13 protein-coding genes are annotated in these 14961 nt (G+C 57.4%); 10 read left to right on the top strand and 3 right to left on the bottom strand.

What is annotated here, in order from left to right:
• The first annotated feature begins 15 nt into the window (after window positions 1-15).
• The 8 genes from rseP (at window position 16) to rnhB (ending at window position 9152) form a co-directional block, all read left to right on the top strand.
• Entirely contained in the window at window positions 16-1362 is a 1347-nt protein-coding gene (rseP, locus tag G8764_RS10460) for an RIP metalloprotease RseP (protein ID WP_341806363.1), read from the top strand.
• Window positions 1363-1535: 173 nt separating this feature from the next.
• Window positions 1536-4133 (top strand): outer membrane protein assembly factor BamA, encoded by a 2598-nt coding sequence (bamA, locus tag G8764_RS10455; protein WP_166164582.1) that lies wholly within the window; start codon window positions 1536-1538, stop codon window positions 4131-4133.
• Between the two features lie 45 nt (window positions 4134-4178).
• Window positions 4179-4691 carry an OmpH/Skp family outer membrane protein gene (locus G8764_RS10450; protein WP_341806362.1) on the top strand — a complete coding sequence of 171 codons (513 nt, stop codon included), beginning with the start codon at window positions 4179-4181 and terminating at the stop codon, window positions 4689-4691.
• Between the two features lie 368 nt (window positions 4692-5059).
• A complete protein-coding gene (gene lpxD / locus G8764_RS10445) occupies window positions 5060-6136 on the top strand; it encodes a UDP-3-O-(3-hydroxymyristoyl)glucosamine N-acyltransferase (RefSeq protein ID WP_166164581.1) in 1077 nt (358 codons plus the stop codon).
• 33 nt (window positions 6137-6169) lie between these two features.
• Window positions 6170-6607 carry a 3-hydroxyacyl-ACP dehydratase FabZ gene (gene fabZ / locus G8764_RS10440; protein WP_166164580.1) on the top strand — a complete coding sequence of 146 codons (438 nt, stop codon included), beginning with the start codon at window positions 6170-6172 and terminating at the stop codon, window positions 6605-6607.
• A gap of 11 nt (window positions 6608-6618) precedes the next feature.
• Entirely contained in the window at window positions 6619-7389 is a 771-nt protein-coding gene (gene lpxA, locus G8764_RS10435) for an acyl-ACP--UDP-N-acetylglucosamine O-acyltransferase (RefSeq protein WP_166164579.1), read from the top strand.
• Between the two features lie 11 nt (window positions 7390-7400).
• Window positions 7401-8543, top strand: coding sequence for a lipid-A-disaccharide synthase (lpxB, locus tag G8764_RS10430; protein WP_166164578.1), 1143 nt, complete (start codon window positions 7401-7403; stop codon window positions 8541-8543).
• A gap of 3 nt (window positions 8544-8546) precedes the next feature.
• Entirely contained in the window at window positions 8547-9152 is a 606-nt protein-coding gene (rnhB, locus tag G8764_RS10425; RefSeq protein ID WP_166164577.1) for a ribonuclease HII, read from the top strand.
• 127 nt (window positions 9153-9279) lie between these two features.
• Here rnhB and G8764_RS10420 read toward each other — a convergent pair whose 3' ends face one another.
• From G8764_RS10420 to G8764_RS10410, 3 genes are read right to left on the bottom strand one after another with little or no spacing between them, the layout of a single operon-like run.
• Window positions 9280-9753, bottom strand: coding sequence for a CYTH domain-containing protein (locus G8764_RS10420; RefSeq protein WP_166164576.1), 474 nt, complete (start codon window positions 9751-9753; stop codon window positions 9280-9282).
• Window positions 9750-10499: a ParA family protein gene (locus G8764_RS10415; RefSeq protein ID WP_166164575.1), complete on the bottom strand. Its 750-nt coding sequence runs from the start codon at window positions 10497-10499 to the stop codon at window positions 9750-9752. The genes G8764_RS10420 and G8764_RS10415 overlap by 4 nt, the downstream gene beginning before the upstream one ends.
• A gap of 17 nt (window positions 10500-10516) precedes the next feature.
• Window positions 10517-12079 carry a CHAD domain-containing protein gene (locus G8764_RS10410; RefSeq protein ID WP_166164574.1) on the bottom strand — a complete coding sequence of 521 codons (1563 nt, stop codon included), beginning with the start codon at window positions 12077-12079 and terminating at the stop codon, window positions 10517-10519.
• A gap of 139 nt (window positions 12080-12218) precedes the next feature.
• Here G8764_RS10410 and G8764_RS10405 point away from each other — a divergent pair, with 139 nt between their 5' ends.
• Together G8764_RS10405 and G8764_RS10400 are read left to right on the top strand one after the other, a co-directional pair.
• A complete protein-coding gene (locus G8764_RS10405) occupies window positions 12219-12830 on the top strand; it encodes an NUDIX domain-containing protein (RefSeq protein ID WP_341806360.1) in 612 nt (203 codons plus the stop codon).
• A 140-nt stretch (window positions 12831-12970) separates the two neighbouring features.
• Window positions 12971-14839: a cation:proton antiporter gene (locus G8764_RS10400; RefSeq protein ID WP_166164573.1), complete on the top strand. Its 1869-nt coding sequence runs from the start codon at window positions 12971-12973 to the stop codon at window positions 14837-14839.
• Window positions 14840-14961: the final 122 nt, after the last annotated feature.

Here is a 14961-nt window from a genome sequence, read left to right as displayed (position 1 = left end):
AGCAGTTTGGATAGTGTGTTGACCATTATTTGGTTTTTGGTGGCCTTGGGTGTACTGGTCACGTTTCACGAGTTCGGGCATTTTTACGTGGCGCGCAAATGCGGCGTCAAGGTGTTGCGCTTTTCGATTGGCTTTGGCAAACCACTCTATAGCTGGTATGACAAATCCGGTACTCAATACTGTGTGGCCGGCATCCCCCTTGGCGGCTACGTCAAAATGCTGGATGAGCGCGAGGGCGAGGTGGCGGCCGAGGAGCTGGATCGCGCCTTCAATCGCAAAAATGTCTGGCAGCGCATCGCCATAGTGGCTGCCGGGCCGGTGGCAAACCTTATTCTCGCCGTCCTGCTGTTCTGGATCATGCTGCTTCCGGGTACCACGGATATAGCCCCGGTGATCGGCAAGGTGGAGCCGGGCTCGCTGGCTTTCCAGGCCGGTCTCGAGGCCAACCAGGAGATTATCGCGGTTGATGGCCAAGCGGTGGCGACCTGGCAGGACCTGAACCGGCAGTTACTGAAACGACTGGGGGAGTCCGGAACCATCTCCTTTACGGTCAAATACGCCAATTCCAACCTGCAATATGAATCGGAAGCGCAGCTGGATAAATGGTTGCAGGGGGTCGAGGAACCTGACCCGGTGGCGGGCCTCGGCATCAGCCTCTGGCGGCCGACCTTTGAAGCGATTATTGCCGAGGTAATGGACGACAGCCCGGCCGGGCAAGCGGGCCTTGCCGCTGGCGATCGCATTGTCGCTATCGATGGCGAGTTGATCGGCGATTGGGCCGAGCTGGTGAAGATCGTCCAGGCTCGGCCCGGCCAGCGAATTATGGTGGAATATGAGCGTCGGCGGGAAATCTATACGGTGCCCCTGACCACCCGCGCCGTGACCACGGAAACCGGTGCCCAGGTGGGGCAGATAGGGATTATGCCGGTGCGCCCGGAGTGGCCCCGGGAAATGTTGCGCCAACAGGAATATTCCATCTCGGCGGGCTTTGTCAAAGCCGTGCACAAGACCTGGGATACATCGGGGTTTGTGTTGCTGTCAGTCAAGAAGCTGATTCTCGGTGAAATTTCCACGAAAAACTTGAGCGGGCCCATCACCATTGCTAAAGTGGCGGGCGCTTCCGCTAAAGCTGGCGCCAATTATTATATTGGCTTTCTGGCTTTGCTGAGTATCAGTTTGGGGGTGTTTAATTTATTGCCAATTCCGGTGCTGGATGGGGGTCACCTGTTCTACTACTTTATTGAAGTGGTTAAGGGGAGCCCGGTTTCGGAAAAAATACAGGCGGCCGGCTATCAAATTGGATTGGTGCTCGTTGCAGGGCTGATGATCCTGGCGCTCTACAACGATGTCATGCGACTTTGATGCTGTACTGCTCCGCAGGGGTGGTGTAATGCCCCTTTGGCGCTGTAGCAATACCGGGTGAAGACGGTGCACTGAAACCTGACATTCCCATTGCAAGTGATGAATTCTGCAGGCTTTGATGGCTCGCTATCAAAGCAATAGTTTAGTTTTAAAATAACCTTAGAACCTGATATATGAAGCGTTGTCGCTACCTCTTTGTTGCTCTCTTGTTACTGCCAGTTACCGTTTTCGCCGCCCAGTTCCGGGTCGCGGATATTCGGCTGGAGGGCTTGCAGCGTGTTTCTGCCGGCACCGTATTTGCCGCACTGCCAGTTCAGGTGGGTGAAACGATCGATACCCTGGATATCCAGCGGGCTACCAGGTCGCTGTTCCGGACCGGCTTCTTCGCGGACATCAAGATTGGCCGTGACGACGATGTGCTGGTGATCGTGATCAAGGAGCGGCCGGCCATCAGCGAGATAGAAATCGAAGGCAACAAGGCCATCAAAACCGAAGACCTGAAAAAGGGTATGACCGATAACGGTCTTGCCGAGGGCCAGATCTTCAAGCAGGCCACCCTCGAGGGCCTGACCCGTGAACTGGAGCGCCAGTACGTATCCCAGGGGCGCTACAGCGCCAAGGTTGAAACAGAAGTCATTGACCTGCCGCGCAACCAGGTCAAATTGAAGGTGACCGTGGATGAGGGCACGGTAGCCTCCATCAAGCACATCAATGTGGTCGGCAATTCAGCTTTCAGCGACAAGGAGCTGGGCGAATTGTTCGAGTTGAAAACCACTGGCTGGCTGTCATGGCTGAACAGCAATGACCGCTATTCCAAGGAAAAGCTCACCGGTGACCTGGAGCGACTGGAGTCCTGGTACCTGGATCGCGGTTACCTGGAGTTCAAAATTGATTCCACCCAGGTGTCATTGAGCCCCGACAAGGAGACGGTCTACATCACCGCGAATATCACCGAGGGCCCGGTATACACGGTCAGCGCGGTGGAACTCGCCGGTGAACCGGTGATTCCGGAAGAGCAAATCAAGCGCCTGTTTATCCTGCGCGAGGGGCAGACATTCTCCCAGGTGTTGATGACCACCACCTCCGACTACATCACCCAGCGGCTTGGCAATGAGGGTTATACCTTTGCCGAAGTGCGCGGCATCCCCGAATTGAACGAGGAGGATAGCACGGTAAAAGTGACCTTCTTTATGGACCCGGGCAAGCGCGCCTACGTGCGTCGTATCGACTTCCGGGGTAACACCAAGTCCACCGACGAAGTGTTGCGCCGCGAAATGCGGCAGATGGAGGGGGGCTCTGCTTCCACTTCCCGCATTGAGTCGTCCAAAGTGCGACTGGAGCGGCTGGGGTACTTTAAAGAAGTCAAAGTGGACACCCGCGAAGTGCCCGGTACCTCGGACCAGGTGGACGTCGAGTACACCGTAGAAGAGCAGCCATCCGGCAGTATTGGCGCCAGTTTTGGTTACGCCCAGGGCACCGGCTTCGTGCTGGGTGCCAATGTGCAGCAGAACAACTGGTTTGGTACCGGCAAGGCGGTGGGCTTTAACGTCAGTACCTCGTCCTACCAGACGGTGTACAGCTTTAACTATACCGACCCCTACTTCACCCCGGACGGCGTCAGCCGCGGCTTCAACATCTTTTACCGGGCGCGGGATTTTTCTGAGTACAACATCTCCAGCTACACCACTGACTCCTTCGGCGGCAGTGTTAACTTCGGCTACCCGATTTCAGAGGTCGAGCGGCTGTCCTTCGGCATCGGAATCTCGAATATATCCATCGAGACCGGCAGCTTTGCGGTGCAGGAAATTATTGGTTCACCGCGGCCTACGGCGGGTATTAACTGGGTGGTGGACCAAGCTGATTATCTCGGGAACTGCTTTGACAGTAGTGGTGCAGCTATCGCCTGTGATCTCAGTGATTCTGGGCTGGATCTGCGTCAACCGTACGATCCGAACGCAGCCTACAATACCGCATCTCCCGATGGCTGGATCGATATACACGGTGATTCGTTCAATATCATGACGTTGAATGGCAGCTGGCGCCAGTCCACCCTGAACCGGGGCCGACTGGCGACCCGCGGCTCCTCCCAGTCCCTGTCGCTGGAGTTGAGTCTGCCCGGCGGTGACCTGGAATACTATAAAGTGACCTACGACGCGCAGTATTTCCGCCCCCTGACCCGCAGCCTGACCCTGCGTTTGCGCACTAGCCTCGGTTACGCCAATGCCTACGGTGGCACCGATGAACTGCCGTTCTTTGAGCATTTCTACGCCGGCGGTTTTGGTTCGGTGCGGGGTTTCAAGCGCAATACTTTGGGGCCGCTGTCCACACCTGCGGTGTTTTATACCTCACCGCTGGATGTGGTGACCACAGCAGGCAGCGTCAATTCACTGGATGACTTTGCCTATATTATTGATAGCACTACCGGAAAGTTACGGACCCAGACCGCGAGCAACGACGACGACCCGTTTGGTGGTAATATTCTGGTGGAAGGCAGTGCCGAGATACTGTTTCCGCTGCCCTTTATCAAGGATCAGCGTTCCATGCAGTCGGCGTTCTTTATCGACGCGGGCAATGTCTTTGATGCCAATTGCGGCCCTGAGCAGCTCAACTGTTTTGATTTCGATATCAGCAAGTTGAGTGTATCTGCAGGGATTGGTGTTACCTGGATCAGTGGCTTTGGCCCCTTGACCTTCAGTATTGCCAAACCGCTGGTTGAAAATGAGTACGACGATACCGAGTTTTTCCAGTTCTCGCTGGGTTCTTCTTTCTGATCCCGGGTTCAAAACTGATTTATTATTTTAATTTGGAGTTTAATTGTGAATATAAGTAAAAAAATTACCCTGGCGTTGTTGGCCCTGACCCTTTCTGCCGGCGCCTTCGCGGCCCAGAGCAAAGTGGTGGTGGTCAATATGCAGGCTGCCATTATCCAGACCGAAGCGGCGAAAAAGCAGTTGATGGCCCTGGACGCGGACGCGGATTTCGCCGCCCTGCGAGCCAAGTTTGAAAGTCTGCGCGCCGACCTGGTCAACCTCGACAAGGACGCACAGACCAACGGCATGACCTGGTCAGAAGAGCGCCGCGCGGATCACCGCAAAAAAGTGGAATACATCAGCGCGGACCTGAAGCTGGCTGCGGAAAAGCTGAAAGCTGAGCGCAACGGCGTGGTCAAGCGCATTATGCAGGACCAGGGTGAGCTGGCCAAAGAAGCGCTCAATGACGTGGTCTCTGCCGGCAATATCGGCCTGGTGCTGGATTCCAGCGTGGCCTACTTTGCCACCCCTGACTACGACATTACTGCCAAAATTACCGAGAAATTGAACAAGAAGTAACTCGCTTGCCGAGCACGCAGTGCAAGTTGCCAGAGGACTGCTTTGACTGGCGACTGCAGTAGCGGTCCCTCGGCCCGATTTGGCCTCGATTGGCAGGTGCTTTCACCTTGCGGAAGTCTGCGATCCCGGAGCCTTGGATTGCATGTTTTTTCGATCCCGAATTCTTGATCGGCGGTTACTCTCGATTGACAGCTGCTCTCGAACGCCAGCTACTCTCGAACGACAGTAATGAAAGAGTTGATCGGCTTGTATTGCGAAAGTGAAAGGAAGGTCTCTCCCGGATCCGGGCCAACCGCCCGGGTGTCGGTGTGCCGCTGACTCGCGGCGCACTGAACGGTTAATTTGACGCATTTTATAATGGATGTCCCATGACCAAGCGACGTGTGTGGACCCTGCAGGAATTGGCCACACTGATTGGAGCCGATTTGGAAGGTGATGGCGACTGCCATATCAGCGGCATCAATACCCTGCAAAGCGCCCAGCCGGGCGATATCAGCTTTCTCGCCAACCCCGCCTACCAGAAGTACTTGCCGGACACCCGCGCCAGTGCGGTGATCATGCGCGCCGACAGCCGCGAGGTGTTTGCCGGCAACCGCCTGCTGTCTACCAACCCTTATCTTTGTTACGCCAAGCTGAGCCAGGTACTGGATACCTCACCCGCGGCAGTGCCGGGGGTGCATACCAGTGCCAGTGTGGACCCGTCGGTGAGGCTGGGTGAGGGTGTCAGTATCGGCGCCAGTGCCAGTGTGGCAGCCGGGGCAGTGCTCGGCGCCGGGGTAGTTATTGGCCCGGGCTGTTCCGTGGGAGCCGATTGCGAAATCGGGGCGGACACGGTTCTGCACGCTAACGTCACGCTCTACCACGGTGTTAGAATTGGTTCCGGGGTGATACTGCACAGTGGTTGTGTCATCGGCGCCGACGGTTTTGGCTTTGCCCCCAGTGCCGCTGGCTGGGTGAAAATTCACCAGTTGGGTGGCGTGGTTATCGGCGACCGGGTGGAGATTGGTGCCTGCACCACAGTAGATCGGGGCGCATTGGACGACACGGTCATTGGCAACGGCGTCATTATCGATAACCAGGTCCAGGTCGCACATAATGTCAGGATCGGCGAGAATACGGCCATCGCCGGTTGTACCGGCATTGCCGGCAGTACGACGATCGGTAAAAACTGTATTATAGCCGGTGCCGCCTGTATTGCCGGCCACTTGACTATTGTTGATAACGTGCAAATTACCGCGGTCACCTTTATCAATCAGTCGATCGATACACCGGGGTCCTATTCCTCAGGTACGCTGGCAACTGCCAGCAAGCAGTGGCGCAGAAACGCCATTCGCTTCGGCCAGTTGGATCGCATTGCGAGCCGGCTGGGGGTATTGGAAAGGGCACTGGAAAAAAAATTCTCAAAGTCTGACACCCAGGCAGGATCCGGCACCGATAAAGAATAGGCCAAGAATTACACTACTCTCAGGATTGAGCTAATGATGCATACCAACGAAATTCGTGAATACCTGCCCCATCGCTATCCATTCTTACTGGTGGATCGGGTTGTTGAACTGGTGGAGGGTGACTATATCCGCGCTTACAAGAACGTCTCCATCAATGAGCATGTGTTCAACGGCCACTTTCCCCAGGCGCCCATATTTCCGGGAGTAATGATTGTTGAAGCCCTGGCCCAGGCGGCGGGCATTCTCGGTTTTAAGACGCTGAACAAAAAGCCGGCGGATGGTTCCATCTACCTGTTTGCCGGAGCGGATAATGTGCGTTTCAAACGCCAGGTTATCCCCGGTGACCGTCTCGACCTGGAGTCCCGGGTAGTATCGGAAAAGCGTGGTATCTGGAAGTTTGAGTGTCGCGCCACGGTTGATGGTGTGCTCGCTGCTTCGGCCACGATTCTCTGTGCCGATCGCAAAGTCTGAGGGTGACCGCATTGATTGATCCCCGCGCGATTATTGATCCTGCCGCCCGCCTGGGTGAGGGCGTCAGTGTTGGTCCCTGGTCTATTGTTGGGCCGGGGGTGGAGATTGGTGACGGCTGCCGGATTGAGTCCCATGTGATTATCAAGGGCCCCACGGTTATTGGTCGCAACAATCATATTTTCCAGTTCTCGTCGGTGGGCGAAGACACACCCGACCTCAAGTACAAAGGTGAAGATACCCGCCTGGTTATGGGGGATAACAATGTTATCCGCGAGGGGGTAACCATCCATCGCGGCACGGTGCAGGACCAGGGTGAAACCCGTATCGGCAGTGACAATCTGTTGATGGCTTATGTCCACGTCGGCCACGACAGTGTCATCGGCAATCACTGCATCCTGGTCAATAACGCCGCCCTGGCTGGCCACGTCTACGTGGACGACTGGGCCATTCTCAGCGGTTATACCCTGGTGCATCAGTTTTGTCGGATCGGCGCCCACGCCTTTACCGGTATGGGCTGCGGCATCGGCAAGGACGTGCCCGCTTACGTGATGGTGAGCGGCAACCCGGCCGAGGCCAAGAGCATAAATTCCGAGGGACTGCGGCGGCGCGGTTTTAGCAAGGAAGATATCGCTGGCATTAACAAGGCCTACAAGATTATCTATCGACGCAAGCTGACCCTGGCGGAAGCCCTGGTGGAACTTGAGTCCCTCGCTGCTGACTGCCAGCCGGTTCGACTGCTGATCGAAACCCTGCAGTCGTCAAGCCGTGGCATCGTTCGCTGAGAAAATACTGAATGTCCTTGCGTGTGGGTATTGTCGTCGGGGAGGCGTCTGGCGATATGCTGGGTGCCGGCCTGATGGCGGCTCTGCAAAAGCGCTATCCCGACGCCGTGTTTGAAGGTATCGGTGGCCCGCGCATGCTGGCGCTGGGCTTTAACAGCTTTTTCCCCCAGGACCGCCTGGCGGTGATGGGGTTGATCGAACCCCTCAAACGCCTGTTTGAATTGCTGCGTATTCGCCGACATTTGGCCACCCATTTTAGCCGCAATCCGCCGGACGTATTTATCGGGATCGACTCGCCGGACTTCACCCTCAGCCTGGAGGAGACACTGCGGGCCAAAGGCATTGCCACAGTGCACTATGTCAGCCCTTCGGTCTGGGCGTGGCGGCAAAAGCGCATCGTCAAAATCGCCCGAGCGGTGGACCTGATGTTGACCCTGCTGCCGTTCGAGGCCAGCTTTTACCAGCAACACCAGGTGCCGGTCTGTTTTGTCGGCCACCCGCTGGCCGACCAGATTCCGCTGCATTCCGATCAGCAAGCTGCTCGCGCCAGTCTCGGGCTGGATGCGCAGGTACGCTATGTCGCATTGTTGCCGGGCAGCCGCGGCGGTGAGGTGAACATACTGGGTCCGGTTTTTTGGCGGGCCGCGGCCTGGTGCTTGCAGCAGTGCCCGGATGTGCAGTTTGTGGTGCCCGCGGCTAACGCCGCCCGCAGGGTGCAAATCGAACAGCAGCTGGCGGCGCTGCCGACACCACTGCCGCTGCAAATTATCGACGGCCAGTCGCAGACCGTAATGACGGCGGCGGAAGTGGTATTGATGGCCTCCGGCACCACCAGCCTTGAGGCCATGCTGTTGAAGCGCCCGATGGTGGTGGCGTACAAGTTTTCCAAATTGGGCTACTGGATTCTGTCACGGCTGGTGAAAACCCGGCACTTTGCCCTGCCCAATTTGCTGGCGGACGAGCCCCTGGTACCCGAGATTTTGCAGGATGACGTCACCCCCGAACGCCTCGGCAGGGAAGTCCTGGCTTACCTGCAACAGCCGCAGGAAGTGCGTCGCCTGCAACAGCGTTTTACCGAGATACACGAACATATTCGCTGTGACGCCAGTGAAAAGGCCGCAGCCGCGGTGTTGCAATTGATTGGCAGGGAGTGATTGATGCAGCCTTTTGTCAGTGTCTATTCGGGTGAGCTGGGTGCGGGTGTCGACGAAGTCGGGCGCGGCCCGCTGGCCGGTGATGTGGTGGCGGCAGCGGTCATTCTGGATCCGGACAAGCCCATTGCCGGGCTGGCAGATTCGAAGAAGCTCAGCGAAAAAAAGCGCGAATTCCTGTTTGAAGAAATCCGCACCAAGGCAAAAAGTTTCTGTGTAGCGCGTGCCAGCGTGGTGGAAATTGATCGCCTCAATATTCTCCAGGCCAGCCTGCTGGCTATGACCCGGGCAGTGCAGGGCCTGGAGGTCGAGCCGCAGCACGTGTGGGTGGACGGCAACAAGATACCGCGCTGGGACTATCCGGCGGAAGCGGTGGTCAAGGGTGACAGCCGGGTGGCGGCCATCAGTGCCGCGTCCATTCTCGCCAAGGTGACCCGCGACCGGGAAATGGTCGCCTTCGATCAGCAGTACCCGGGTTACGGCTTTGCCGGTCACAAGGGCTACCCGACTTCGGTGCATCTGCAGGCGCTGGAGCAGCTGGGGGTCAGCCCTATTCACCGGCGCTCGTTTGGCCCGGTCCAGGCGAAGCTGGAGCAGCTTAAGCTGTTTTAAAATTCTGATCTCAGGCTGTTTTCACCTGGCCGCTCAAGCTGTTTTACCCTGTTCGCTCAAGCTGTTTAAACAGACCGCACAGCGGCTTGTACAGTGCGCCTGGGTGGCAGGGTTGCAGCGAACCGGGTTACAGGGGCGGCAGACCGACAGTGGCGAGGTTGTAGTTGGAAAAACGCAGGTCGTCGGTGATCTCCTCACCAAACCAGGGTGGCGGCCTGAAATCGCGGCTGGCTTGCTCCGACTCGAATTCCACCTCGGCAACCAGCAGCGGGGCCAGCGACCCCTGGTATTGGTCGACTTCGATCAGGTGCTCACCCCAGGGATAGTGGTGGCGAATCTTGTCCAGGCGCGCGTCTGCGGTGGTCGCCCACAGGGCAGCAAACTGCGCCTCATCAATGTCTATTTCGGTCTCCTGCCGAGTCAGGCCGCGGCCGACTTTCACGGTTAAATAGCAACCCTCGCCCTTGCGCCGCACCCGCACCTCGCGGCTGTCTGGTGTCAGGGCTATATATCCCTGCTGGATTGGCACGCTGTCGTCCAAGTTCAGCGGGGTTGGCAGCTCGGCCAGCAGGAATTTACGTTCGATTTCCAGTGCAGTCATAGGGCTTCAATCCTGTTTCTCAGTTCACTCCACATCATTTGGTAACACTTGGCCGCGATATGGTTACGGGCGTAGGCAAAAATTGGCGCTCGCTGGGCGCCCATTTTTTCGATTTCGGCCGACAGGGGTATATAGCCTTGCAGCACGCGTTTGTAGTCCTTGTGCAGGCGCTCTGACACATCCTTATGCATGCGGGTTCGGTAGTTCACCATGGACAGGAAGGGACAGATTTTACGGGTGTCATAGTCGTTGTCTTTGAAAAACCGCCACAGCTGCCCCAGGGTACGTTCGGAGAGAGTGGTGGGGATGACCGGTACCAGAACCAGGTCTGCGGCGTTGAATACGTTTTCCGACAGCAGTGAAATGCTGGGCGGGCAATCCAGCAACAGCAGGTCATAATCACTTTTCAGGCTTTTCAGCACCTTGCGCAACTGGTGTTTTGAACGGGACATCTGCTTGAACATGACGTCAAAATTACGGTATGACAAATTGGCGGGCAGGATATCGAGGTTGGCGTAATCCGAGGCGCGAATGTTCTGGCGCAATTTTTCCTGTTCGCTGAGAAACAGCTTTGCTTTCAGTTTGCTGGAGGGTTTGACCCGGAAATAAAAGGACGACGCCCCCTGTGGGTCGAGGTCGATCAGCAGTACCCGATTGCCATCTTCGGCAGCGGTGAGGGCAAAGTTAACCGCGGCTGCGGTTTTGCCCACGCCACCTTTTATGCTGTAACACGCAATTGTTTTCAAGCAATACCCCGGCAGGATTATGGCACTGTTGCTGTTGCCGGGAACAGGTCGGCAACCACAGCGTCGTTTGGCTGGTTGTGAAAGTCCTTGAGCGCTGTCAACACCCGATGCTTCTCTGCCAGGTGTTGCTGGTGCAACAGGCTCAACAGGCCGCCAGCGGCGAGGCTGGCTTGCGGGTCGAGGTTTTTGGCACCGGCAAGCGCGCTGATTGTTGTGCTGAGAAATTGCTGCTGCACCGCCAGGTCGTTAAAGCGGCCGAGCATATCCTGCAGTGCCTTCAGCTGGCCGGTCAAAGCTTGCCAGGCATCCTGGTTGGCGATCGGCTGAAACAGCTCGGTCAGGTAGCGAAGCTTTTTACACTCAATACGGATTTCATGAATGTGTTCGTCGGCGCAATCCGGGCTGGCTTGTGCGCACAGGCGTGCGATTTTGCCGCGGTGTTTGCGCACTGCTTTGGCGGCGACCACTGTGCCGGACAGCTCGGCCCTGCGGCCGTGGAGCGAGGGGTCATTGTTTGTAAATTGTCGGCGGATACTTTCCAGCTGTTGCAGGGTTTCCGGGTCGCGGAGGAATTTTTGCACCTGTCGCAGGCTGGCCTGGCGCTGTTTGGCCAGCGCCCTGGCCAGCAATTCAAAACCCGGCTGCAGCTCCTGCGGCAGCATGGCCCGGTAGCTATCGCTATCCAGCAGCCACACATCGAGGTCGCGCAGGGTGTTGGTGCGGCTGGCCAGTTCGCCCAGTTGCCGCTTCACCTGGAGGCTGAACTGTGGCTCATAAACCTCTTTCAGCAGCGACAATAGCGCCCGGGTGCGGCGCAGGGCGACCCGGTAATCGTGCAGGAATTCCGGGTCCCGATCGCGGCTGATGCCGTCGATGTTGGCCTGCGCGCAGTCGAGGTTGGCGCTGATACAGCGCTGCAGCACTTGCTGCACCGGCGTGGCGGCAGTGAATTGCAGCTGTGGTTTACTGCGATAACCGCTGGCGAACAGGCGCTCAACCCAGGGCGCGAGCACCAGTTTTACGCTGTCGCCGCTGTGGCCCTTTGCGGGTTGCAGGGCCTTGCGCAGCCGTTTTATTGGCGTGCTATAACCTTTCAGAGGCTGCGGCTCAACCCCGTATACTGGTGCCAGGGGGCTATTGTCCGGCTGGTTGCCAGCGCAGGAAAAGTGGTGGCTGAGCAGGTGGCCGATCAATTTGTCTTCATCGTCGCGAACGGCAAATGTCGACGTTGCCCAGTCAACCCGAAGGCGGGCAAACACCACCCGCGGCCGGATCAGGGACGCAATCTCCGCGCCCAGCCCGGCGGGCAGATCGGCAGCGCCAATGTCGCCCTTGGGCCAGTTGACAGCTTCGCTATAGACAAGCCGTGTCTTTGGCACCTGGACCAGGTTGACCTGGTCATTCAGGCGCAGCAGTAAAAAGTTTTTTTGCCACAACAACCAGTCAAAGCTGTCATACAGCTCGATGCTGCAGGTGTTATCAGCGCAATGGCTCAGTGAAATTTGTAGTGCCTGGCAACGGGGCTGCACCGCGTCGGGGTCAAGCGGGGTGTCGAGCTGGTACCATCGGGTCAGGTTCATGGCCGGAGTATTTTTGCTGTTAAATGGAGAGCCTTGTCTCCGTAAATGTCGCTGTAAACGTTTCTGTAAATGTGCTGCAAGGGTTTGCGACAGGTTAACACAGTTAGCACCCGGCTGGGGCTGTCACCCCGGAAAGGTTATGATAGTGCCTCGATTCCAAACTGATCACGATGAGCAGGTGAAAATGGCAAAGATTACCGACCAGGCTGAGAGTGTCGGCCCCTGGCAGCGGCTGTCGCGAGAAACTGTGTATGAAAATCCCTGGATCAGGGTTAGTCATGATGAAGTAAAAACCCCGGCCGATACCGACGGAATTTACGGCGTGGTGCACTTCAAAAGCAGGGCCATCGGCGTGATCGCGCTGGATGAGGAACAACATTTGTGGCTGGTCGGCCAGACACGCTATGCGCTCGGCTGCTACAGCTGGGAGATTCCCGAGGGTGGAGCACCGCTGCAGGAGCAACCGCTGGCCGCGGCACAACGGGAGTTGCAGGAGGAAACCGGGCTGTTGGCGGACCAATGGCAACAAATACTGCACCTGCACCTGTCCAATTCGGTTTGTGACGAAGAGGCGCTGGTATACCTGGCGACCGGCCTGACCCAGGCCCAAGCCAGTCCGGAAGCCACCGAGGATATCACCGTCAAGCGGGTTGCGTTTACTACGGCGGTGGCGATGGTAGAGCGCGGGGAAATTACCGATGCCATCAGCGTAGCGGCGATTCTCACCATCGCCAGGCGCTTGCATGTTTAAGAGACGCGGGGCGATTGCTCGTGGGGCCACAGCTCGTCTATGGCCTGGCACTGTTCGCTGTGTGAAAAAGCCGGCGCCGGACTGGCTTTCGCTAACCGACAGGCCATAATGGTGGCATATCTTCCACGCCAGAATAAATTATGCCCCATGTAGAGTTGGTCGTTGCCTTCGTATTATTGCTGGCCATGTTGTGCCAGTGGGTGGCCTGGCGGGTGCGCCTGCCCGCGATTCTGTTCCTGTTGCTGGTCGGCCTGGTAGCGGGGCCGATCTCCGGCTGGTTGCAACCCGATTTGTTGCTGGGCGACCTGCTTTTGCCAATGGTGTCGCTGTCGGTGGCCATTATCCTGTTTGAGGGCAGCCTGACGCTGAACCTGCAGGAAATCAAGGGCGTGAACAAGGTGGTGCAGCGCATGATCTCCGTGGGTGCGCTGGTCACCTGGGTTATCGTGGCAGTGGCGACGCGGCTAATCCTGGATTTTTCCTGGCAGGTGAGCGCGCTGTTCGGAGCGGTGGTGATCGTCACCGGACCGACAGTGATTGTGCCCATGTTGCGCTCGGTGCGGCCGACTCGCAAGGTGGCCAATATCCTGCGCTGGGAGGGCATCGCCATCGACCCCATCGGTGCGTTGATGGCGGTACTAACCTACGAGTTTATTCTCGCCAGTGTTGAACAGCAGGCCATCAGGCACGTGTTGCTGGTGTTTTTCCAGACCGTGTTTACCGGCGGGGTGAGCGGCATTCTGGCGGGTTATGTGCTCGGTCGTTTGCTGGCCAAGAACTGGATTCCCGAGTACCTGCAGAACCTGGCCACCCTCAGCCTGGTGTTGGGGGCGTTCAGCATTTCCAACGCCATCCAGCACGAGTCCGGGTTGATCACAGTCACCGTGATGGGTATGTGGCTGGCCAACCGGCGCGAAGTGGATATTCACCCGATTCTCAACTTCAAGGAGCACCTGAGTTTACTGTTGATCTCGGTGCTGTTTATTCTGTTGGCGGCGCGGATCGATTTGCAACAGTTGGCGCAGGTGGGCTGGCAAGCTTTTCTGTTGCTGTTGGTGCTGCAGTTTGTCGCCCGTCCGGCCAAGATCTGGGTGAGTACCATTGGCCTCGATGTGAGTTGGCCGGAGCGCGGTTTGTTGGCCTGGATTGCGCCGCGGGGAATTGTAGCCGCGGCCATATCCGCTATTTTTGCCGATAAACTGGTGGCTGCCGGCTATCAGGACGCGGCCTTGCTGGTACCGCTGACCTTTTCCATGATTATCGGTACGGTGGTGTTGCAGAGCAGCACGGCGCGCCTGCTGGCGACGTGGTTGGGAGTGGCGGAGCCTTCTCCGCGGGGCTATTTGATCGTCGGCGCCAATGCCTTCTCCATCGCCCTGGCGAAGGAGCTGAAGGAGCACGACTTGCGTTGCGTGCTCGCCGACTCCAGCTGGGAGAGTGTGCGCCAGGCGCGCATGGCCGGGCTGGAAACCTATTACGGCAACCCGGTTTCTGACCACGCCGACCTGCACCTGGATTTGGCGGGTATCAGGGGCCTGTTGGCACTGTCGCGACAGCGCTACCTCAATGTCATTTCCACGGTGCACTATAGTGCCGATTTTGGCGCTGACAAGATCTACAGCCTGGTGACATATGCCGACAAGAACCAATCGGAGAAACACAAGTCATCGAGCAGTTACCAGGGCCGGAAATTGTTCTCCGAGGACATAACCTACGTCGATTTAATCAGCATGGTGTCCAAAGGCATGCCCATCAAGAGTACGCCCCTGACCCGGGAATTTGATTGGGCTACCTACCGGAAAAAATACTCAGGCAACCGCCTGCCCCTGTTCCTTATTGATGCCAAAGGGCTGGCTACCCCGTTTACTATCGATGCAGAATTAAAGCCAGGGGAGGGTGCCATCATTATCGCCCTGGCGTTGCAGGACGAGACGGAGACTGCGGAGGTCGAGGCGCAGCGACCCCGGGATAAAAACGCGCAGCCCGAACAGGTGGAGAGCAGGGCATAGGTTTATCGCAAGCATAGATCGATCACAGGCCTGTGCCAAAGCAGTCACCGCTGCGCCTTGGGCTAACCCGCCATTTGGGATAAAAAAGGCCGCAATAAATTGCGGCCGAAGAGGCATTGCGG

The organism is Pseudomaricurvus alcaniphilus (assembly GCF_011440395.1).
Lineage (GTDB): Bacteria > Pseudomonadota > Gammaproteobacteria > Pseudomonadales > Cellvibrionaceae > Pseudomaricurvus > Pseudomaricurvus alcaniphilus.
This window is presented reverse-complemented; position numbering and strand designations above follow the sequence as displayed.

Bases quoted from the DNA above. Each gene is read 5' to 3' on its own strand.
- fabZ (WP_166164580.1), top strand. From the start codon at position 6,170: ATGATGCATACCAACGAAATTCGTGAATACCTGCCCCATCGCTATCCA.
- lpxD (WP_166164581.1), top strand. From the start codon at position 5,060: ATGACCAAGCGACGTGTGTGGACCCTGCAGGAATTGGCCACACTGATT.
- G8764_RS10400 (WP_166164573.1), top strand. From the start codon at position 12,971: ATGCCCCATGTAGAGTTGGTCGTTGCCTTCGTATTATTGCTGGCCATG.
- G8764_RS10410 (WP_166164574.1), bottom strand. From the start codon at position 12,079: ATGAACCTGACCCGATGGTACCAGCTCGACACCCCGCTTGACCCCGAC.
- lpxB (WP_166164578.1), top strand. From the start codon at position 7,401: ATGTCCTTGCGTGTGGGTATTGTCGTCGGGGAGGCGTCTGGCGATATG.
- bamA (WP_166164582.1), top strand. From the start codon at position 1,536: ATGAAGCGTTGTCGCTACCTCTTTGTTGCTCTCTTGTTACTGCCAGTT.
- G8764_RS10405 (WP_341806360.1), top strand. From the start codon at position 12,219: ATGATAGTGCCTCGATTCCAAACTGATCACGATGAGCAGGTGAAAATG.
- rnhB (WP_166164577.1), top strand. From the start codon at position 8,547: ATGCAGCCTTTTGTCAGTGTCTATTCGGGTGAGCTGGGTGCGGGTGTC.
- G8764_RS10420 (WP_166164576.1), bottom strand. From the start codon at position 9,753: ATGACTGCACTGGAAATCGAACGTAAATTCCTGCTGGCCGAGCTGCCA.